Annotated in this window: 22 protein-coding genes; 21 read left to right on the top strand and 1 reads right to left on the bottom strand. The window is 48.1% G+C overall.

What is annotated here, in order from left to right; genetic code table 11:
- Positions 1 to 64 precede the first annotated feature (64 nt).
- From spoIIIAA to J2S00_RS02510, 17 genes are all read left to right on the top strand, one after another.
- Entirely contained in the window at positions 65 to 1,066 is a 1,002-nt protein-coding gene (spoIIIAA, locus tag J2S00_RS02590) for a stage III sporulation protein AA (RefSeq protein ID WP_307335067.1), read from the top strand.
- The gene (spoIIIAB, locus tag J2S00_RS02585; protein WP_307335064.1) at positions 1,059 to 1,577 is read left to right on the top strand and encodes a stage III sporulation protein SpoIIIAB; all 519 of its coding nucleotides are present in this window, start codon (positions 1,059 to 1,061) and stop codon (positions 1,575 to 1,577) included. The genes spoIIIAA and spoIIIAB overlap by 8 nt, the downstream gene beginning before the upstream one ends.
- A 17-nt stretch (positions 1,578 to 1,594) precedes the next feature.
- Positions 1,595 to 1,798 (top strand): stage III sporulation protein AC, encoded by a 204-nt coding sequence (gene spoIIIAC, locus J2S00_RS02580; protein ID WP_307335063.1) that lies wholly within the window; start codon positions 1,595 to 1,597, stop codon positions 1,796 to 1,798.
- Between the two features lie 14 nt (positions 1,799 to 1,812).
- Complete coding sequence (spoIIIAD, locus tag J2S00_RS02575; protein ID WP_307335061.1) at positions 1,813 to 2,202, top strand: stage III sporulation protein AD; 390 nt, start codon at positions 1,813 to 1,815, stop codon at positions 2,200 to 2,202.
- Between the two features lie 42 nt (positions 2,203 to 2,244).
- On the top strand, positions 2,245 to 3,438 hold the full coding sequence (spoIIIAE, locus tag J2S00_RS02570; protein WP_307335059.1) for a stage III sporulation protein AE: 1,194 nt from the start codon (positions 2,245 to 2,247) through the stop codon (positions 3,436 to 3,438).
- On the top strand, positions 3,435 to 4,109 hold the full coding sequence (gene spoIIIAF / locus J2S00_RS02565; protein WP_307335057.1) for a stage III sporulation protein AF: 675 nt from the start codon (positions 3,435 to 3,437) through the stop codon (positions 4,107 to 4,109). The genes spoIIIAE and spoIIIAF overlap by 4 nt, the downstream gene beginning before the upstream one ends.
- A gap of 6 nt (positions 4,110 to 4,115) precedes the next feature.
- A complete protein-coding gene (gene spoIIIAG, locus J2S00_RS02560; RefSeq protein WP_307335055.1) occupies positions 4,116 to 4,805 on the top strand; it encodes a stage III sporulation protein AG in 690 nt (229 codons plus the stop codon).
- Between the two features lie 12 nt (positions 4,806 to 4,817).
- Positions 4,818 to 5,393: a SpoIIIAH-like family protein gene (locus J2S00_RS02555; RefSeq protein WP_307335053.1), complete on the top strand. Its 576-nt coding sequence runs from the start codon at positions 4,818 to 4,820 to the stop codon at positions 5,391 to 5,393.
- A gap of 144 nt (positions 5,394 to 5,537) precedes the next feature.
- The gene (accB, locus tag J2S00_RS02550; protein WP_307335051.1) at positions 5,538 to 6,050 is read left to right on the top strand and encodes an acetyl-CoA carboxylase biotin carboxyl carrier protein; all 513 of its coding nucleotides are present in this window, start codon (positions 5,538 to 5,540) and stop codon (positions 6,048 to 6,050) included.
- A gap of 22 nt (positions 6,051 to 6,072) precedes the next feature.
- A complete protein-coding gene (gene accC, locus J2S00_RS02545; RefSeq protein ID WP_307335050.1) occupies positions 6,073 to 7,425 on the top strand; it encodes an acetyl-CoA carboxylase biotin carboxylase subunit in 1,353 nt (450 codons plus the stop codon).
- 47 nt (positions 7,426 to 7,472) lie between these two features.
- Positions 7,473 to 7,868: an Asp23/Gls24 family envelope stress response protein gene (locus tag J2S00_RS02540; RefSeq protein ID WP_307335049.1), complete on the top strand. Its 396-nt coding sequence runs from the start codon at positions 7,473 to 7,475 to the stop codon at positions 7,866 to 7,868.
- 96 nt (positions 7,869 to 7,964) lie between these two features.
- Complete coding sequence (gene nusB, locus J2S00_RS02535; RefSeq protein ID WP_307335047.1) at positions 7,965 to 8,357, top strand: transcription antitermination factor NusB; 393 nt, start codon at positions 7,965 to 7,967, stop codon at positions 8,355 to 8,357.
- A 48-nt stretch (positions 8,358 to 8,405) separates the two neighbouring features.
- Positions 8,406 to 9,338, top strand: coding sequence for a Kae1-like domain-containing protein (locus J2S00_RS02530; RefSeq protein WP_307335227.1), 933 nt, complete (start codon positions 8,406 to 8,408; stop codon positions 9,336 to 9,338).
- 95 nt (positions 9,339 to 9,433) lie between these two features.
- The gene (gene folD / locus J2S00_RS02525; RefSeq protein WP_307335045.1) at positions 9,434 to 10,297 is read left to right on the top strand and encodes a bifunctional methylenetetrahydrofolate dehydrogenase/methenyltetrahydrofolate cyclohydrolase FolD; all 864 of its coding nucleotides are present in this window, start codon (positions 9,434 to 9,436) and stop codon (positions 10,295 to 10,297) included.
- Between the two features lie 68 nt (positions 10,298 to 10,365).
- On the top strand, positions 10,366 to 11,721 hold the full coding sequence (xseA, locus tag J2S00_RS02520) for an exodeoxyribonuclease VII large subunit (protein ID WP_307335043.1): 1,356 nt from the start codon (positions 10,366 to 10,368) through the stop codon (positions 11,719 to 11,721).
- Entirely contained in the window at positions 11,714 to 11,992 is a 279-nt protein-coding gene (gene xseB, locus J2S00_RS02515; protein ID WP_307335041.1) for an exodeoxyribonuclease VII small subunit, read from the top strand. The genes xseA and xseB overlap by 8 nt, the downstream gene beginning before the upstream one ends.
- On the top strand, positions 11,989 to 12,876 hold the full coding sequence (locus tag J2S00_RS02510; protein ID WP_307335038.1) for a polyprenyl synthetase family protein: 888 nt from the start codon (positions 11,989 to 11,991) through the stop codon (positions 12,874 to 12,876). The genes xseB and J2S00_RS02510 overlap by 4 nt, the downstream gene beginning before the upstream one ends.
- Positions 12,877 to 13,394: 518 nt before the next feature.
- On the opposite strand, the gene J2S00_RS02505 is transcribed toward J2S00_RS02510, so the two are convergent.
- Positions 13,395 to 13,526 carry a hypothetical protein gene (locus J2S00_RS02505; protein WP_307335037.1) on the bottom strand — a complete coding sequence of 44 codons (132 nt, stop codon included), beginning with the start codon at positions 13,524 to 13,526 and terminating at the stop codon, positions 13,395 to 13,397.
- A gap of 107 nt (positions 13,527 to 13,633) precedes the next feature.
- On the opposite strand from J2S00_RS02505, the gene J2S00_RS02500 reads away from it, so the two are divergent.
- Genes J2S00_RS02500 through J2S00_RS02485 form a run of 4 tightly spaced genes read left to right on the top strand, consistent with a single transcriptional unit; the run spans position 13,634 to position 17,934 of the window.
- A complete protein-coding gene (locus J2S00_RS02500) occupies positions 13,634 to 14,275 on the top strand; it encodes a hypothetical protein (RefSeq protein ID WP_307335035.1) in 642 nt (213 codons plus the stop codon).
- Positions 14,276 to 14,290: 15 nt separating this feature from the next.
- On the top strand, positions 14,291 to 16,180 hold the full coding sequence (gene dxs, locus J2S00_RS02495) for a 1-deoxy-D-xylulose-5-phosphate synthase (RefSeq protein ID WP_307335033.1): 1,890 nt from the start codon (positions 14,291 to 14,293) through the stop codon (positions 16,178 to 16,180).
- Position 16,181: 1 nt separating this feature from the next.
- Positions 16,182 to 17,027 carry a TlyA family RNA methyltransferase gene (locus J2S00_RS02490; RefSeq protein ID WP_307335030.1) on the top strand — a complete coding sequence of 282 codons (846 nt, stop codon included), beginning with the start codon at positions 16,182 to 16,184 and terminating at the stop codon, positions 17,025 to 17,027.
- The gene (locus J2S00_RS02485; RefSeq protein ID WP_307335029.1) at positions 17,017 to 17,934 is read left to right on the top strand and encodes an NAD(+)/NADH kinase; all 918 of its coding nucleotides are present in this window, start codon (positions 17,017 to 17,019) and stop codon (positions 17,932 to 17,934) included. The genes J2S00_RS02490 and J2S00_RS02485 overlap by 11 nt, the downstream gene beginning before the upstream one ends.
- The last annotated feature ends 9 nt before the right edge of the window (positions 17,935 to 17,943 follow it).

Raw genomic sequence — 17,943 nt, 5'->3', positions numbered from 1 at the left:
TATAGCATAGCCAAATTAAGGGGGCATATTCCTAGTCCAAGCCTGCATAAGATGAGATAAGAAAGTGGACAAAGACGGGGGAGTGTCCATGGACAGCCGCTTGTTAGCCTGTTTTTCCCAACGAATCAAGCATGCTGTGGTACGCATTCCCAGCGATGTACAAGCCAAAATAGAAGAAATTCGCATTCGTATCAACCAGCCTGTTGAAATATGGGTTCAAAACCAATCTTACTTCTTAACGGAAGCAGGGAGGCTGAGTCGCTCAGCGTCCCAGGGCTTGCTGGCTACACCCGAGGATGGTCAGAAGATCCTTAATTTAGTCAGCCGGCATTCCATTTATGCCATTGAAGAAGAACTGAAGAGAGGATACATCACCATTTTGGGAGGACATAGAGTGGGTATCGCCGGACGCGCTGTGGTCGATAGGGGACGTATTCAACATATGAAGCACATCCGTTTCTTTAATTTTAGGGTGGCACGGGAAGTGAAAGGGATTGCCGAAGAGATCCTGCCTTACTTGATTGACAAGCAGCAGCCGCTCAACACGCTGATTGTTTCTCCACCCCAGTGCGGTAAAACAACCCTTTTAAGGGATATTATCCGGGTATTCAGTTACGGGCATGACGTGCATAATTTTGACGGGTTTAAGGTGGGCGTCGTGGATGAGCGTTCTGAGATTGCCAGTTGCCTTGATGGCATGCCCCAGCATGATTTGGGGCCAAGGGTGGATGTGTTGGATGCTTGTCCCAAGGCAGAAGGGATGATGATGCTCATTCGGTCCATGAGTCCCCAAGTGATTGCCTGTGATGAGATTGGCAGTGAGCAGGATACCCGGGCGGTCTTGGAGGCGCTCCATGCAGGCGTGGCGATCGTGGCAACGGCACATGGGTCACGAATTGAAGACGTCAAACAGCGCCCCGGGCTTGCCCCCTTATTCCACACTTCCGTTTTTGAGCGGTTTGTGGTGTTAAGTCACCGCAAGGGTGCAGGTACCATTGAAGCCATCACCGATGCTGAGGGACGGAGATTCTACCCGCCCTCTTTAAGAGGGATGCACTATGCTTAAACTGCTGGGCTCAATCCTCATTATCTCTGCCACTACGCTAACCGGTTTTTACATGGCCTGGCGGCTTGGAGAAAGGACGAAGCAACTGCGGCAACTGCAGATGTGTCTGCAAATGTTGGAGACAGAAATTTACTATGGTTCTACCCCGCTGGCCGTTGCTTTTAGGCGCTTAGGACAGCAGGATCGAGGAGTGGTTCCGGCTTTATTTGCCCGCTGTGCCTATTATTTGGAGCACTTGGATGGGCAGACCACATGGACATGCTGGCAGCGTGCGCTGACTGAAGCAGAAGGCGAGCTGGCCTTAAGAAGCGTGGAAAAGGAGTGGCTAGAGCATTTTGGAAAAGTGGTGGGAGGATCTGACCGTGAAGATCAGCATAAGCATTTACGGTTAATGTTGGCCCAATTTGGCAAAGCGGAGAAGGAAGCCGAGGCTGAACAGGCAAAACATGAAAAAATGTACAAAACACTGGGTGTGTTATCTGGCTTAATGATTGTCATTTTAATGCTGTAGGTAAAGAGGTGGGGCAAATGGAAGCAGACATTAACACATTATTTCAAATCGCAGGCATTGGCATTATTGTGGCTATGGTTTCAACGGTGTTGGAATCGGCAGGAAAGAAGGACATTGCCCAATGGGTGAGTGTGATCGGCTTCATCGTGGTGTTGTACATGGTGGCCAGCTGGATTCATGACTTGTTTCAAACGATTAAATCGGTCTTCCTCTTTCAATGACGGAGGGATCACCAATGGAGATTATTCAGATTGTTGGTGTCGGGCTGGTGGCTTGTGTTTTGGCTCTCGTTTTAAAGGAGCAAAAGCCCGTATTTGCTTTTTTGCTGGCCACGTTTACCGGGGTGCTGATCTTTTTCTTTCTGATCGGCAAAATTTATGATGTGATTCGGGTTTTAGAGCGCCTGGCCGTTGAAGGCGGCCTCAATTTAATTTATCTCAAAACCATTTTGCAGATTATTGGCATTGCTTATATTGCCGAATTTGCCGCCCAAATCACCCGTGATGCAGGACAAGGTGCCATTGCCTCAAAGATTGAACTGGCCGGGAAAGTGCTGATCATGTTCATGGCCATTCCCATTATCACGGTGATCATTGAGACGGTGATTAACCTGATTCCCTCTTAACCACAGGCATGTTCCGGATTTTGCCAGAAAAGGAGAACTCTTATGAGACACGGATACTATCTGTTGTTCGTCATCGTGATCTCTACCATTTTCTATCCACAGGAGATTAATGCCCAAAGTTTGGTTGAACCAGTAGAACCCAATGAACAGGAACGGTTAATTGAGTATCAGCTGGAGCGGCTGGGCACAAGCGAAGTAGAGGTGTTTTGGAAGAAAGTCAGAGAGGAATATGATGGATTTTTACCGGAAAATCAGCCCCATGACTTGCGTGATTTTTTTCAGTTTGAAGGCTCTATCTTTTCCATGAGCCTGTTAAAAGGCTTTATTCAATATGTGTTCCATGAGCTGTTGCTAAACGGAAAACTACTGGTTGTGATTATTTTGCTTACCGTGTTCAGCATGATCCTGGAAAACATCCAGACTGCTTTTGAAAGTAATCAAGTGAGTAAAGTGGCCTATGCCATCACATATCTTGTCATTTTTATACTGGCCATCAACAGCTTTCATGTGGCTATGACGTATGCCCAAGAAGCGATTGCCAATATGGTTCACTTTATGATGGCCCTGATTCCGCTGCTTTTGGCCCTGATCGCCTCCATGGGCAATATCACCACCGTCTCCCTGTTTCATCCCTTAATTATATTTCTGATTAATACCAGCGGCATCTTGATTCATAACCTTGTCTTTCCGCTTCTTTTGTTTTCATCCATTCTGGGTATCGTCAGTGCCTTTTCGGAGCAGTACAAAGTGAGTCAGCTGGCTAATTTGTTGCGTAACATTAGTATTGGATTGCTCGGGGTGTTTCTCACTGTATTTTTGGGCGTCGTTTCGGTACAGGGTGCCACCTCAGCCGTGGTGGATGGGGTGACCATTAAAGCAGCCAAGTTTGTCACCAGCAATTTCGTGCCTATTGTAGGGCGGATGTTTACAGATGCGACGGATACGGTGATCGGGGCTTCACTGTTAATCAAGAACACGATTGGTTTAGCGGGTGTGATCATTTTGATCATTTTGACCGCCTTTCCAGCGTTGAAGATTCTGAGCATCGCCCTGATTTTCAATATTTCTGCCGCAGTTTTGCAACCTTTGGGCAATGCCAGTGTCATCGCCTGTCTTAACGTCATTGGCAAAAACTTAATCTTTGTTTTTGCCGCTTTGGCGACGGTCTGTCTCATGTTCTTTTTGGGCATCACCATTATTATTGCGGCCGGCAATCTGTCGGTTATGGTCAGGTGAGTGACGTGATTGCCTATTTGGGAGAATGGATTAAACATATTGTGCTGATTATTTTGATCGCCACTTTTCTGGATTTACTGTTGCCCAACAGCCAGATGCGCCGCTATATCAAACTTGTGGTGGGCCTGTTGATCATTATGACCATTTTATCTCCGGTTTTGGAACTATTAACCTATGACCCTGAGCACATGCTGCGGGAAGTGGAGCAGATGTTTGAACAGCAGCCAGGATATGAATTGGATATTGAACGTGAACGGGAAAAGATTGAACAAGTGCAGCAAGAGGCTGTTTTGCAAGAGGTGGAACGGTTGTGGGCGAAAGAGATCATCAGGGATCTGGAGGACCAGTTCTCTTTGTCCGTGCATCACCTTGATCTAGCGCTCGGCATGGAAGACGGTGAGGTAAATGTGTCCCAACTCGTTGTGGCAGTTACCACGTCAGAGGGAGAGACAGCGGAAGGAGAGAGGGGAGACATGACAGACAGCCCTGACAAGACAACTGTTCAGCCCGTGGAGCCGGTGGTAGTTGAAGTGGGCGGTGAAGCAGCCCCCTCTGGGCCAGGCGAGCGGTCAGCAGTAGAAGGTGCAATAGAAGAAAAGGTTTTAACATATTTTGATTGGAAGTGGAATATATCTGAAGACAAGATTGACTTTTCATGGTTTGGGAGGTGATCCCTATTGGAAGAGTGGTGGCGTAAGCTCTTGAGGCCCCTGTTAAGGAAAAAACAACAGGAAGATACAAGCGTGACAGGCCAAACAAGTCAGCTGGGGGAAGTGGGACAGAAAAAAGGAGAATGGAGACTAACCCATTGGATTTTAATCTTGGCGGCCTTGGGTTTGGCGGCGATGATTTTGCCTGATTACTTCTCTTTTCAAGATCAAGAAAGGGTCCCAGTTCATACTGTGTCAGTCGACTCCGGTGAAGTTAAAGAAACACTGGGTTCATCACGGGCAGATCCCGTGACCATCACCGATTATGAACAAGCGTTGGAAAACCAGTTGAAAGACATTCTGAGTAAAATCCAAGGTGTTCGTGAGGTGAGCGTGATGGTCAATCTCGACTCCACTCTAGAGCAGGTCGTTGAGAAAAATATAAAAACCCAGGAGTCACGCACCACAGAGCAAGACAGGGAAGGGGGGAATCGGCAAATTGAAGATGCGCTGAAAGAAGAGCAAATCGTCATCATCCGCCAGGGAAACAATGAAGAACCCATTGTGGTCAAAACCAAGAAACCCCGGGTTCGCGGTGTTCTGGTGGTTGCTTCAGGAGCAGAAAACATGCAGGTCAAAGCCTGGATTACAGAGGCGGTTCAGCGTGTGTTGGATGTTCCTGCCAATAAAGTCTCCGTATTACCCAAAAATGATTAAGGAGGGAATGGCATGGTTCTCAAAAAACAAACGATTTGGCTGTTAACCATGTTGACTTTAATGGTTGTTTTGTCTGCTTATTACTTGATGGGCGGCTCACCGGAATACGAGTACATGACACTGGATGACCTGGACAAAGAAACGGTCGGAGAAGAAGTGGATTTAAGTGACAGTGACTGGGTCGATACCATCACTGACATGGAGAGTGATTTCACCTTTGAGGAGGCGGGAGATTCACTGGACTTCTTCATCGCTTACCGCATCGACCGTGAGCGGCAGCGGGCCGACAAGTTTGAGGAGTATCAAAACATGATCAGCGCCCCCGAGGCCACCGCCCAGACGGCAGCCGAAGTTCAAACCAAAATTGAGGCCATGTGGGACCAGGAAGAAGCAGAATACACTTTGGAAAATTTAATTAAACAAGAAGGTTATGAAGATGCACTGGTGATTCATACCAAAAACGGCGGAATCAATGTGGTGGTACGCAGTGATGAAGAACTAGACAAAAAAGAAGTACTAAACATTATCCATCTGGTGCGCAAACATCTGGATATCCCTGGAAACATGGTGACGGTGGATTTCAGGTAAATCAACCTTTTATATCATTACAATTCTTCCGTTTTATGACCTTGCGCCTAAGACCTGATCTTAAGGCAAGGTCATTTATTTTTAATACAGATATGGTATAATGAGATGAGCTATATCCGTTCAGATGATGAGGGAGTGAATATGATGCTAAAAATGCATGAGATCCGTGAGCTGATCAAGCTGGTTGATCAATCTAAAATTACGAAGTTTGAGTATGAATTTGAAGGTTTGAAAGTTTCCATTATAAAAGATGAGCAACAACGGGGTGGGCAAGTTGTCAGTGTCACACCGCCAGAGGAGCAACATAAGCCAGCTGAGCCTGTGCAGGTGAAGGAGGAAACTGTCAGTGCTGCCCCTGCTCAGACCGAGCCAGCCCCGCCGGCAACAGCAGAGAAGGAGGAAAAGGATACGACTGGTTTACATAAGATTGTCTCACCCATGGTGGGGACCTTCTATCGCGCCCCGGCACCTGATGCCGATCCCTATGTCAAAGAAGGGGACAAGGTCACGGAAACAACCGTAGTTTGTATCGTGGAAGCGATGAAATTAATGAATGAAATTGAAGCTGAAGTCAGAGGAGAAATTGTTGAAGTTCTTGTAGAAAACGGCCAACTGGTTGAATACGGACAGCCCTTATTCCTGGTTAAGCCTGAGTAACCAGATCAAAGGAGAAGTGGTTATGTTTCAGAAAGTGCTGATTGCCAACCGCGGTGAAATCGCTGTACGGGTTATCCGAGCCTGTCGGGAGCTAGGCATTCATACCGTTGCTGTTTATTCCGAAGCAGACCGGGACAGCTTGCATGTTAAGTTAGCGGACGAAGCCTATTGTATCGGGCCCACCCCTTCCAAAGACAGCTATCTCAACTTGACCAATTTGATGAGTGTGGCCACACTGACAGAAGTAGATGCGATACATCCAGGATACGGCTTTTTGGCTGAAAACGCCGATTTTGCCGAATTATGTGCTGAATGTAACATCACCTTTATTGGTCCCCGCCCGGACGCCATACAGAAGATGGGAGCAAAGGATGTGGCCCGGCGGACCATGGCCGCTGCAGGGGTTCCCATTGTGCCGGGATCTGAAGGGTTGATTGAAGATGCGGAGGAAGCTGTACACATTGCCGAAGAAATTGGTTATCCTGTTATTATCAAAGCGACGGCGGGAGGCGGGGGCAAAGGCATCAGAGTTGCCCGTAACCGGGAAGAACTCTTGAAAGGCATCCGCATTACCCAGCAGGAAGCGGCCACCGCTTTTGGCAATCCCGGATTGTATATTGAAAAATATATTGATGACTTTCGCCATGTTGAAATTCAGGTCATGGCAGATAAATATGGCCATGTCGTTCATCTGGGAGAGCGTGACTGCACCATCCAGCGCCGCTTGCAAAAGCTGATAGAAGAAGCGCCATCCCCGGCATTGACACCAGAAAAACGCCAAGAGATGGGAGAAGCGGCCGTCAAGGCAGCCAAAGCGGTCAATTACACCGGCGCAGGAACCATTGAATTTATTTATGATAAAGACGGAAATTATTATTTTATGGAAATGAATACCCGCATTCAGGTCGAACATCCTGTTACTGAATTAATTACCGGGGTTGATCTGATCAAAGAGCAAATCATGGTGGCTGCAGGTGAGCCATTGTCTTTCACACAGGAAGACGTCACTTTTAACGGCTGGGCCATTGAGTGCCGGATCAACGCTGAAAACCCGGAGCGCAACTTTATGCCGTCTCCCGGGCAAATTAACATGTACCTGCCCCCGGGCGGGCTGGGCGTGCGCGTGGACAGTGCCGCTTATCCAGGCTACTTTATCCCGCCCCACTATGATTCCATGATTGCCAAGCTGATCGTATGGGGAAAAACGAGAGATGAAGCCATTGCCCGCATGAGACGAGCCCTGGATGAATTTGTGATCGAAGGCATTGACACCACTATTCCCTTTCATCAACGGGTACTCCGCCATGAGGCGTTTATGAGTGGCCACTTTAACACCAAGTTCCTCGAGACGTACGATTTAACGAAGAAAGACTAAACAACATCAGGCTGTGCCGGGAAGGCCAAAGAAGGAGGTGTTAGATGATGGAAACTTCGTTATCCCATCTTGAACAGTCTTATGATATGGGACGGGTGGAGATTGCGCCCGAAGTGATTCAGGTGATCGCCGGCATTGCGGCTAGTGAAGTGGATGGTGTGGCCTATATGAACGGCGGTTTTGTGGGTGAATTGGTGGAAAAACTGGGACGTAAAAATTTAAGCAAAGGCGTTAAAGTCCACCTTGGAGAACATCACACTGTGGTTGATGTCTCCATTGTTGTCCAGTATGGGGAGCATATTCCCGATGTGGCCAGACAGGTACAGCACCGTGTAAAAAACGGGATTGAGGATATGACCGGGCTTGAGGTTGTAGAAGTAAACGTACATGTTGTCGGTGTCCAAGTCTCCCAGCCAGTGAAGTTAAACAGGGAAGAAAAATAGGGAAAACTGAAAGGGTCAGACTGTATTAAGAGACCACCTTTCTCTGGTGGCTCTTTTTCCATTTTGATTAACCGAGAAGAAGGAGAAAGTAAACCCATGAAACGCAGAGAAACAAGAAAAATGGCTGTGCAAACATTATACCAAGTGGATATAGCCAAACATGACTGGCGCCAAGCTTTAGGCAATGTTGTGGGTAGCAGGGAACCGGATCCCTTCCTGGAGCGTCTGGTCTCCGGCGTTGTGGAGCATGTGAACGAGATTGACCGCTTGATCGAACAGGCTTTAACTCACTGGAGCTTGGAGCGGCTTTCCCGCGTTGATCATGCCATTTTGCGCCTGGCCGTGTATGAGCTGAATTATCTTCAAGAAACCCCGCCGGCAGTGGTGATCAATGAAGCCGTCGAATTGGGCAAAGCGTTTGGAACAGAAAAAAACGGTAAATTTATCAATGGTGTACTGGCCAAAATCGTCCAGCAAGGAGCAGAATAAGTGGCAGTTTTGGGTATTGATACAAGCAATTACCGCACCTCTGTGTGTATGGTTGACGACGGCTACCGGATTGTGGCTGAACAAAACCCATTACTGCCGGTAAAAAAAGGGGAGCTTGGACTTAAGCAATCCCAGGCGGTCTTCGAACATCTTAAACAATGGCCCTCTCTGTTGAAAAATTTAGGTCTCGGCCCGGAAGAGAAGAGGAAGATCAGAGCTGTCGGGGTCAGCACAGCCCCAAGACCGGTGGAAGGCTCATATATGCCTGTTTTCAAGCCGGGGGAAGTGCTGGCCGAAACAATCGCTTACTTCCTGTCTGTCCCCCTGTTTAAAACCACCCACCAGGAAGGACATATTGCCGCCGGGGAATTTTCCCTTGGAGTGCGGATTCCGTCCCCCTTTTTGGCTGTACATTTTTCAGGAGGCACCAGCGAAATTTTGTATTGTGAACGGACAACAAACGGCTACCATATTAAACGTGCCGGGGCAACATTAGACTTGCATGCCGGTCAGTTTGTGGACCGGGTCGGTGTGAAACTGGGCTTGCCTTTCCCCAGCGGTCCCCATCTGGAAAAATTAGCCCAGGAGTGGGAACAGTCAGGAGAGAATGACCGTGATTTTCCCACGATCCCTTCATATGTCAAAGAGGGGATGTTCAGCTTTTCCGGACCGGCCACAAAAGCACTGAGATTAATCGAAGAGAACCGTTACCAGCCGGGCCAAATTGCCCGGGCTGTGGAACACACTCTGGTCAAAACCTTAGAAAAAGCCTTGCGCTACGCGATGCAAACGTTTGAGTGCAGACACATTCTGATTGTGGGTGGTGTGGCAGCCAATCGTTATCTGCGTAAGAGACTGAAGGATAAACTGGAGCACCGGGCCGTGGGTGGCCAGCTCTATTTTGCCCCGCCTAAGTATTCAACCGATAATGCCTTTGGGGTGGCATGTTTGGCGCTGCAGAATTTACATAGCAAAAAGTGAACATTTGGAAAACATATAGACTTAATGTTCGGTATTTACTTCTCCCTCCTTTCACGGTACACTGTTGTTAACAGCGCACAGAGGGGGAAACAGTAATGACTGCAACCATTATCGATGGCAGGGCATTGGCCCAAACCTTACGCCAAGAATTAAAGAGGGAAATCAACGGGCTGAAAGAGAAGGGAGTGACACCGGGGCTGGCGGTCATTATCGTCGGTCAAAACCCCGCCTCGGTTTCCTATGTCAAAGCCAAAGCCAAAGCATGCCAGGAGATCGGCATTTACTCCGATATCCTGTGGCTTCCGGAAGAGACGACGGAAAAGGAGCTGCTTAGACATATTGAAGATTTAAATCAACAAGAGGAGATACACGGCATTTTAGTTCAGCTTCCCTTGCCGCCTCATATCTCTGAAAAAGCGGTGATTAATACCATCGCTCCTGAAAAAGATGTAGATGGTTTTCACCCGGTTAACGTGGGCAACTTGATGATTGGAGATAAGGGGTTTATTCCTTGTACCCCGCATGGCATTATCAAGATGATTGAATCTACCGGTGAAACGCTGGCAGGCAAACACGTGGTTGTCATCGGGCGCAGCAACATTGTCGGTAAACCGATGGCGATGTTATGCTTAAGGGAACATGCCACAGTGACGATCTGTCACTCTAGAACCAGGGACTTGTCCCGCATTACCAATCAGGCTGATATTTTGGTGGTGGCCTGCGGCTCTCCGCAATTAATTGGCCGGGAACATGTGGCTGAAGGGGCGATTGTCATCGATGTGGGGGTCAACCGGACAGAAGCAGGTAAATTGGTCGGTGATGTCCGTTTTGAGGAAGTAAAGGATATAGCCCGTTATCTCACTCCCGTTCCTGGAGGTGTAGGTCCGATGACCATTACCATGCTTTTATTTAATACCGTTGAAGCGGCCAAGCTGGCAGCCCGGCTACAAATGAACTGATACGGCCTTTCATTGCCCCGACAGTGACAGTGAATCAAAAAATGAATTAATTATTGGAGGAAGGCATTTTGGCTGTACAATCGATTATCACAGTCAAAGAACTGACACGGGATATTAAGCGCTGTTTTGAGCAGAACGAATCATGGCGCAATATCTGGGTCAGGGGAGAAATCTCTAACTTTACCCACCACAGCCGCGGCCACATGTACTTTACACTGAAGGATGAAGCGGCTAAGATCCGTGCAGTAATGTTTCAGAGCCATAACCGCTGGTTAAAGTTTAAACCGATGAATGGCCTAAAAGTATTGGTCCGGGGAGAAGTCAATATCTATGAACGGGACGGACAATATCAATTATATGTCAAAGAGATGCAACCGGATGGTATTGGCGCCCTTTATCAGGCCTATGAAGAGCTAAAAGAGCGTCTGCGCTTAAAAGGCTGGTTTGACCCGAACAAGAAAAGAGCGATTCCCAAGGTGCCCCAAACAATTGGGGTGATTACCTCCCCGACCGGCGCTGCCATCCGGGATATTCTAACCACCATCAGGCGCCGCTTTCCCATCGCCCATGTCTTGCTGATTCCAGTCCAGGTACAGGGAGAACAAGCGGCAACCAGTGTGGCCCGGGCCATCCGCCTGGCCCACCGCTATCCTTTGGATGTGCTCATTGTGGGGAGGGGCGGGGGATCAATCGAGGAATTATGGGCCTTTAACGAGGAGGTGGTCGCTCGTGCGATCTATGAGGCGACCATTCCCATTATTTCCGCTGTGGGTCACGAAACGGATTTTACCATCGCTGATTTTGTAGCCGATTTACGTGCCCCGACACCTACTGCTGCGGCTGAACTGGCAGCGCCTAAGTTAGCGGAGTTGGAAGAAAATATCCGGCAGTTGAAAAGACGGTTGGTCAATCAGATTGGCAGACAGCTAAATGATGAACAGAAGCGGCTTAGCAGGCTGCGCCAAAGTTATGCCTTTAAATATCCCAAGACTCTGCTCAGGCAAAAGGAGCAAGAACTGGACCAGACCATTGACCGTTTACACAAATATATGCACCGCTATATTGAGGACAAGCGGCAAGACCTGACTGCTCTACACCACCGTCTGCGCCAGGCCCATCCCAAAGGGGTCATCCTTCAATACACCAAAGAGAACCGGCGCTTAACCGAAGCTTTGACCAAAGTGATGAAGCATTATGTGTCAGTCAGGAGGGCCCGGTTGGATCTCTCCATCTCCAAATTAGATGCTTTAAGTCCACTCAAAATCATGACCAAAGGCTACTCCCTTGTCTATGGACATGAAGGGACCAAACTGTATAAATCAGTGAAAGATGTTCAGCCTGGGGAAGTGATTCGTGTCCGCATGCAGGATGGGCAGCTGGACTGTCATGTGTGGGGAATAAAGGAGGAAGAACGTCATGAGTGATACACAGCAACATGATAAACTGCAAGAGAAAACAGAAGAAGAAACCTTATCTTTTGAGGAAGCAATCGGGCAGCTGGAGACCATTGTAGAGCAGCTGGAATCAGGTGATGTCCCTTTGGAGCAAGCCATCCAACTGTTTCAAAAAGGGATGCGCTTGTCCAACGTCTGTCATGACAAATTGAAAAAAGTGGAGCAGCAGGTCAACATCTTGCTGGAGGAAGAAGGACAGCTGGTGGAAAAAGCGTTTCAAATTGAGGAGGAAAGTGAGTGAATCAACACTTAGAGCACTTCCTAAATACGCATAAACAGCAGGTAGAGGACGCCTTGCGCCACTATATTGAGCAGGTGGAGGCACCGGCCCAATTGAAAGAAGCAATGGCCTATTCTTTGCTGGCAGGGGGGAAACGGATTCGCCCCCTCTTTTTGCTGGCCACCATTGATGCCCTCGGCGGAAAAGTTGAACAGGGCCTGCCGGCAGCCTGCGCTCTGGAAATGATACATACTTATTCTCTTATTCATGATGATTTGCCGGCCATGGATGATGATGATTATCGCCGCGGCAAATTGACGAATCACAAGGTATTCGGTGAAGCACTGGCCATTTTGGCTGGTGATGCCCTTTTAACCCATGCCTTTTTTGTCCTGGCTGATGCCGCTCAAAGCTTTAAGCCCGAACAACAGTTAATGATGATAAAAGAGCTGGCTCTAAGGGCAGGTCCGGCAGGCATGGTCGGGGGGCAAACGGCCGATGTGCTGGGGGAGGGCGCCCGTCTCTCCTTTGATCAGCTGGCTTATATCCACGCTCACAAAACAGGGGATTTGCTTGTTTGTGCCGTCCGTCTGGGCTGTTATGTGGCCGGAGCCAGTGAGGATCAGCTGGTTCATCTGACACGTTATGCCCGGGAAGTCGGTCTTGCTTTTCAAATTCAGGACGACATATTGGATGAGATAGGGGATGAACAAAAATTAGGAAAGCAGGTGGGCAGTGACCGCGGCAATCAGAAAAGCACCTATATTTCCTTGCTGGGGCTGGAAGGCGCTAAACAAGCTCTCAGTGAACACGTGGCTCTTGCTAAACAGGCGGTGCAGGCAGCCGGAGTGAAACCAGATCTGCTCTTGGCTTTGGCAGATTTTATGGTGAGCAGGGAATATTAAGCTTTCCTTACATTCACATTGAGCCCAGCAGCATAATGTGTTATAATCACTATACGCTAGAAGAGGGTGGTGCAGTATTCTAGTCAATCCTCTTTTTCTGAAGACGGGCCTAAAAATCCGTCAAAGGGCACATCGATGAAGTTCCTTGTGTCGGCTTTCGACGCCCAGTCGGGGGTCGATGCTGGGAGTTAAGGTGGTAGGGCGATCCACAAAGGCATGTGGGCGTTGACCCTGCCTCCGCGGAGACCTAAGTCCATGCTTTATTGCGCAAACGAGTATGGCTTAGGGAAAACCTGCCTATCAGGCCGTTGAGGACGGTTATGATGGCAGCGTAGCCTGCCTTGAGTGGTGTAAGGGGATAATAGCTTTAAAGGGTTTTAACCTATATGGCCAATAGGTTAAAACCCCAGCTATTTGAAACTTGCACTGCAAAAGAGGCTAGGAAAAAGTTAAGGATTGTTGAGGAAATCTCCTAGACTGTTCGCTCCGGCGACGCATGATGGGGATTAGAGTACGGACTAAGTGGTAATCCAGTCCAACGTCTGGTGACAGCGTTGAAGCGGACTTAAAGGGAAACCGCCGCACTGGCGACAGGGCGGTGTCTGCTTGGGAAAACCTACTGGACCTAAGCCGTAATGTTTACCTATCATGCGACCACCCTCCGGTTTTTTACATAACTTTGTTTTTTTTGGTTTGACAGAGATTATGATTTACTATAATTAGGACGGACTTAATATTTTAAGACAAGAGGGAAGCGATGAAATTTTCATGGAAGCATGCCCTGAACTGGAGTACAGCCATTGCCGTTATCACCCTGGTGTTAGCGGCAATTTTCTCAATTGTGTCCTCTTTGATCCTAAGCGGTGCTCCTTTGGCCATCGGTATGCTGGTGGTCATCGTCATCGTTTTGATCGGGATTGTTTTTGATGCCATTGGCATTGCTGCAACCGCTGCCAGCGAAGTGCCGTTTCAGTCCATGGCCTCCAATAAAGTTAAAGGGGCTAAAGAAGCGCTCTATATTTGCCGCAATGCGGATCGTTTTTCCAGTTTTTGCAACGATGTCATCGGTGATATCAGTGGTATTGTCAGCGGAACAGCCAGTGCCATTGTCATTTTACAGCTGGTCTATGAACTGGGATATGCCGAAGATTCTTACTTCCATATGCTGGTCGGCGTGGTCTTTACCAGTTTGGTTGCGGCTTTAACCGTTGGCGGAAAGGCTTTGGGAAAGTCATTCGCCATCCATTTTTCTACCCCAATTCTATTGGCTGTAGGCAAAGTGTTTTACTATATGAATAAAAAATTTCATATTTCCTTATTTAATGGAAAAACTAAGAAGAAAAAGCGCCGCCGCAATGGTTACTTAAATGGAAGCGGTGGAAACGGAAATGCGCGATGAAAGTGAGGCGTTATGATGCACCTCAAGGATATTCACAGTCCACAGCAATTGAAAAGTTGTTCCCCGGACCAGCTCAACAAGCTGGCTGCCGAAATCCGGCAATTCCTGATTGAAAAATTGTCCAAAACAGGTGGCCATTTGGCCCCTAACTTGGGTGTCGTGGAGCTGACTTTGGTGCTGCATAAATTGTTTGATTCACCCAAGGACAAAATTATCTGGGACGTGGGGCATCAAGCCTACATACATAAAATATTAACCGGCAGAATGGACAAGTTTGATACTCTGCGTCAGTACAAAGGTTTGTGCGGTTTTCCAAAACGGAGTGAAAGCGAGCATGATATCTGGGAGACGGGGCACAGCAGTACATCCCTGTCTGCAGCTATGGGTATGGCCATCGCCCGCGATGTACGGGGGCTCGATCACCACATTGTGGCGGTTATTGGGGACGGTGCTTTAACAGGGGGTATGGCTCTGGAAGCACTTAACCATATTGGTCATGAGCAAAAGGATATTATCGTGGTTTTGAATGACAACGAGATGTCTATCTCACCTAATGTGGGTGCTTTGCACAATCATTTGGGTAAACTGCGCACGGCCAAACATTACAAATGGGCCAAAGAGGAAATTGAATATTTGATCAAGAAAATCCCCGCTATTGGTGGCACCCTGGCCCGGACAGCCGAACGGGTCAAAGACAGCCTGAAGTATTTGCTCGTTTCTGGCATCTTTTTTGAGGAACTGGGCTACACCTATTTGGGTCCTATTGACGGGCATAACGTTTCTGAGTTAGAGACCTGTTTCCGGCAAGCGAAGCGTACCAAAGGGCCTGTACTCATGCATGTGGTCACCAAAAAAGGGAAAGGTTTTGCACCGGCCGAAGCCGATTCAGATACCTGGCATGGTGCTGGCCCATACAAAATTGAATCAGGTGAGTTAATCAAATCGGTAGGAGGCCCACCCAATTATAAAAATGTCTTTGGACAAGCCATGATTGAACTGGCTGAGCGGGACGAACGCATTGTGGCCATCACCCCGGCCATGTCGTCCGGGTCGGGGCTTAATTCATTTGCCGAACGGTTCCCTGATCGTTTTTATGATGTGGGTATCGCTGAACAGCATGCCGTGACCATGAGTGGTGGACTGGCCGTCGAAGGCATGAAACCGGTGTGTGCCATTTACTCCACCTTCCTGCAGCGGGGCTATGATCAGGTGGTGCATGATATTGTCCGCCAGAACCTTGATGTCTGTCTGGCTATTGACCGGGCCGGATTTGTGGGCGGTGACGGTGAAACCCATCAAGGTGTGTATGATATCGGTTATTTGCGCCTGTTGCCCAACATTAAGATTATGATGGGTAAGGATGAAAATGAGTTTCGCAATCTGTTGTACACCGCCTTACATCTGAAAGGTCCTACTGCTGTGCGTTTCCCGCGTGGAAACGGCGTTGGTGTTCCCATCGGTGAGTTTAAGCTGATTGAGCTGGGCACATGGGAAATTTTAGAAAACGGTCATCATGTAGCCATTTTAGCTGTAGGCCCAATGGTCCAGCTTGCTCTAAAAGCAGCGGACCAACTGGCTAAAGAAGGACTTAAACCTTATGTGGTCAATGCCCGTTTCATAAAACCCATGGATGAAAAGATGTTGAAAGAGTTGGCAGATCAAGGCTTAAAATTCCTCACCGTTGAAGAACATGCCGTGACAAGTGGATTTGGCAGTGCTGTACTTGAATTTTTCAATGAACAGGGCTATGATCATGTCACGGTCAGACGCCTGGGCGTTCCAGAAGTATTTGTCGAGCACGGCAGCGTGGCTGATCAGCGGCAAGAGGTGGGTTTGACGGTTGACAATATTGTTCACCATGTGAAACAACTTCATGTGACAGAAAGGAAAGTGCAAAGGGCATAAGATGGAACCGAAACAAAACACTCCAAAGGAACGTGTCGATACATTGCTTGTCCAAAAAGGATATTTTGACAGCCGTGAAAAAGCCAAACGTGCCATTATGGCGGGTTTGGTTTTTTCTCAGTCGGAAAAAATTGACAAACCAGGAATTAAAATTCCTGTGGATACGCTGCTCACAGTTAAAGGCTCTCCCGTTCCTTATGTGAGCCGTGGCGGACTTAAACTGGAAAAAGCGATTCAGTCCTTTCAGCTCAACCTGCAGGATAAAATTGTGCTGGATATTGGTGCCTCCACAGGGGGGTTTACAGATTGCGCCCTCAAACACGGGGCCAAACTGGTTTATGCTGTGGATGTGGGCTATGGTCAGTTAGATTGGTCCTTACGTAACAATGATCGGGTCATCGTCATGGAACGAACAAACTTTCGCTACTCGAAACCGGAAGATTTTCCATATGGGCAGCCCGACTTGGCTACTATTGATGTTTCCTTTATTTCTTTGGGATTAATTTTACCTGTGTTGTATGATATCCTTAAACCACATGGTATGGCCGTGGTGCTAATCAAGCCCCAATTTGAAGCGGGAAAAGAAAAAGTGGGTAAAAAAGGTCTGGTCAAAGATCCCCTTGTGCATGAGGAAGTGCTGAACAAGGTTTTGCACCAAGCCCTTGACCTGGGGTTTTTAATCAAGGGACTTGACTATTCACCTATCACGGGAGGGGAAGGCAATATCGAATTCTTGGCCGCTCTAATCAGAACTGAGGGGGAAAAAGTGGAAAAGACAGATCAGGAGATGGCTGTGTGGCGGCCGGTCATCAGCCAGGTTGTAAAGCAGGCCCACCATGCCTTATAGAGTGAAGACCGGAGAACAAAAAGAGGAGAAAGTGGAGGACATGATGGAAACAATAAGCATTGGTTTAGCCATTAACCGTGGTAAACCGAAAGCGCTGATTGTCGCCAGAGAACTGATACCCCATTTGGAGAAGAGGGGAATCAGGGTCTGTCTGGAACAGAGGGTGGCTGCCTATTTGGATCGTCAAGATCTTTCCGTTCCGTACCATGACTTTGACAAGCATGCCGACATTTTGTTCGTCTTTGGCGGAGATGGCACCATTCTGGGCATCGCCAGGGACTTTGCCCCTTATGATCTTCCTATTTTAGGCATTAATCTGGGTAACTTGGGTTTTTTATCCGAAGCTGAACCGGATGATTTACCTGAAGTGGTTGATGCCCTGTTGGAAGGCCGGTATGAGACTGAAGACCGGATGATGCTGCAGGCAGATCTTATTCGAAATGGCGAAAAAATCGAAACATGGCATGCCCTGAACGATATAGGGATTGCCAAAGGATCGTACAGCCGCATGATCACTTGTAAAATTTTTATGCAAAATAAAGTGATGAATACGTTGTTTGGAGATGGATTGATCATCTCCAGCCCCACTGGATCAACGGCCTATTCCATGTCGGCGGGAGGGCCGATCTTGGCGCCTAATATGAAAGCACTATTGATTACACCTGTTTGCCCGCACAGCTTAACCGCCAGGCCCATCATTTTGTCTGCCGATGAAGAAATTACGATCGAAGTAAGTGCCACCCATCAGGAAATCGGGTTGTCTGTGGACGGTCAAATCGGCTATCAGTTGGAAGTGTTTGACCAGATTAGGATCCGCCGTTCCCCCTACTCAACCACCTTGATCAAATGGAAAGACCGGGCATTTTTTGATGTAATCCGTGCCAAATTTCACCAGGGGATGGATTAATATAAGGAG

The sequence above is a fragment of the Caldalkalibacillus uzonensis genome (assembly GCF_030814135.1).
GTDB lineage: Bacteria > Bacillota > Bacilli > Caldalkalibacillales > Caldalkalibacillaceae > Caldalkalibacillus > Caldalkalibacillus uzonensis.
Note: the sequence above shows the minus strand (reverse complement) of the source record. Positions and strands in the feature narration are given on the sequence as shown.

What these genes read in the sequence shown, in the direction of transcription:
- nusB (WP_307335047.1), top strand. Translation starts at nt 7,965, where the DNA reads ATGAAACGCAGAGAAACAAGAAAAATGGCTGTGCAAACATTATACCAA.
- J2S00_RS02485 (WP_307335029.1), top strand. Translation starts at nt 17,017, where the DNA reads ATGCCTTATAGAGTGAAGACCGGAGAACAAAAAGAGGAGAAAGTGGAG.
- spoIIIAD (WP_307335061.1), top strand. Translation starts at nt 1,813, where the DNA reads ATGGAGATTATTCAGATTGTTGGTGTCGGGCTGGTGGCTTGTGTTTTG.
- accC (WP_307335050.1), top strand. Translation starts at nt 6,073, where the DNA reads ATGTTTCAGAAAGTGCTGATTGCCAACCGCGGTGAAATCGCTGTACGG.
- J2S00_RS02505 (WP_307335037.1), bottom strand. Translation starts at nt 13,526, where the DNA reads ATGATAGGTAAACATTACGGCTTAGGTCCAGTAGGTTTTCCCAAGCAG.
- spoIIIAC (WP_307335063.1), top strand. Translation starts at nt 1,595, where the DNA reads ATGGAAGCAGACATTAACACATTATTTCAAATCGCAGGCATTGGCATT.
- spoIIIAE (WP_307335059.1), top strand. Translation starts at nt 2,245, where the DNA reads ATGAGACACGGATACTATCTGTTGTTCGTCATCGTGATCTCTACCATT.
- accB (WP_307335051.1), top strand. Translation starts at nt 5,538, where the DNA reads ATGCTAAAAATGCATGAGATCCGTGAGCTGATCAAGCTGGTTGATCAA.
- folD (WP_307335045.1), top strand. Translation starts at nt 9,434, where the DNA reads ATGACTGCAACCATTATCGATGGCAGGGCATTGGCCCAAACCTTACGC.
- J2S00_RS02500 (WP_307335035.1), top strand. Translation starts at nt 13,634, where the DNA reads ATGAAATTTTCATGGAAGCATGCCCTGAACTGGAGTACAGCCATTGCC.
- spoIIIAB (WP_307335064.1), top strand. Translation starts at nt 1,059, where the DNA reads ATGCTTAAACTGCTGGGCTCAATCCTCATTATCTCTGCCACTACGCTA.
- J2S00_RS02490 (WP_307335030.1), top strand. Translation starts at nt 16,182, where the DNA reads ATGGAACCGAAACAAAACACTCCAAAGGAACGTGTCGATACATTGCTT.
- J2S00_RS02540 (WP_307335049.1), top strand. Translation starts at nt 7,473, where the DNA reads ATGGAAACTTCGTTATCCCATCTTGAACAGTCTTATGATATGGGACGG.
- dxs (WP_307335033.1), top strand. Translation starts at nt 14,291, where the DNA reads ATGCACCTCAAGGATATTCACAGTCCACAGCAATTGAAAAGTTGTTCC.
- J2S00_RS02555 (WP_307335053.1), top strand. Translation starts at nt 4,818, where the DNA reads ATGGTTCTCAAAAAACAAACGATTTGGCTGTTAACCATGTTGACTTTA.
- xseB (WP_307335041.1), top strand. Translation starts at nt 11,714, where the DNA reads ATGAGTGATACACAGCAACATGATAAACTGCAAGAGAAAACAGAAGAA.
- J2S00_RS02530 (WP_307335227.1), top strand. Translation starts at nt 8,406, where the DNA reads ATGGTTGACGACGGCTACCGGATTGTGGCTGAACAAAACCCATTACTG.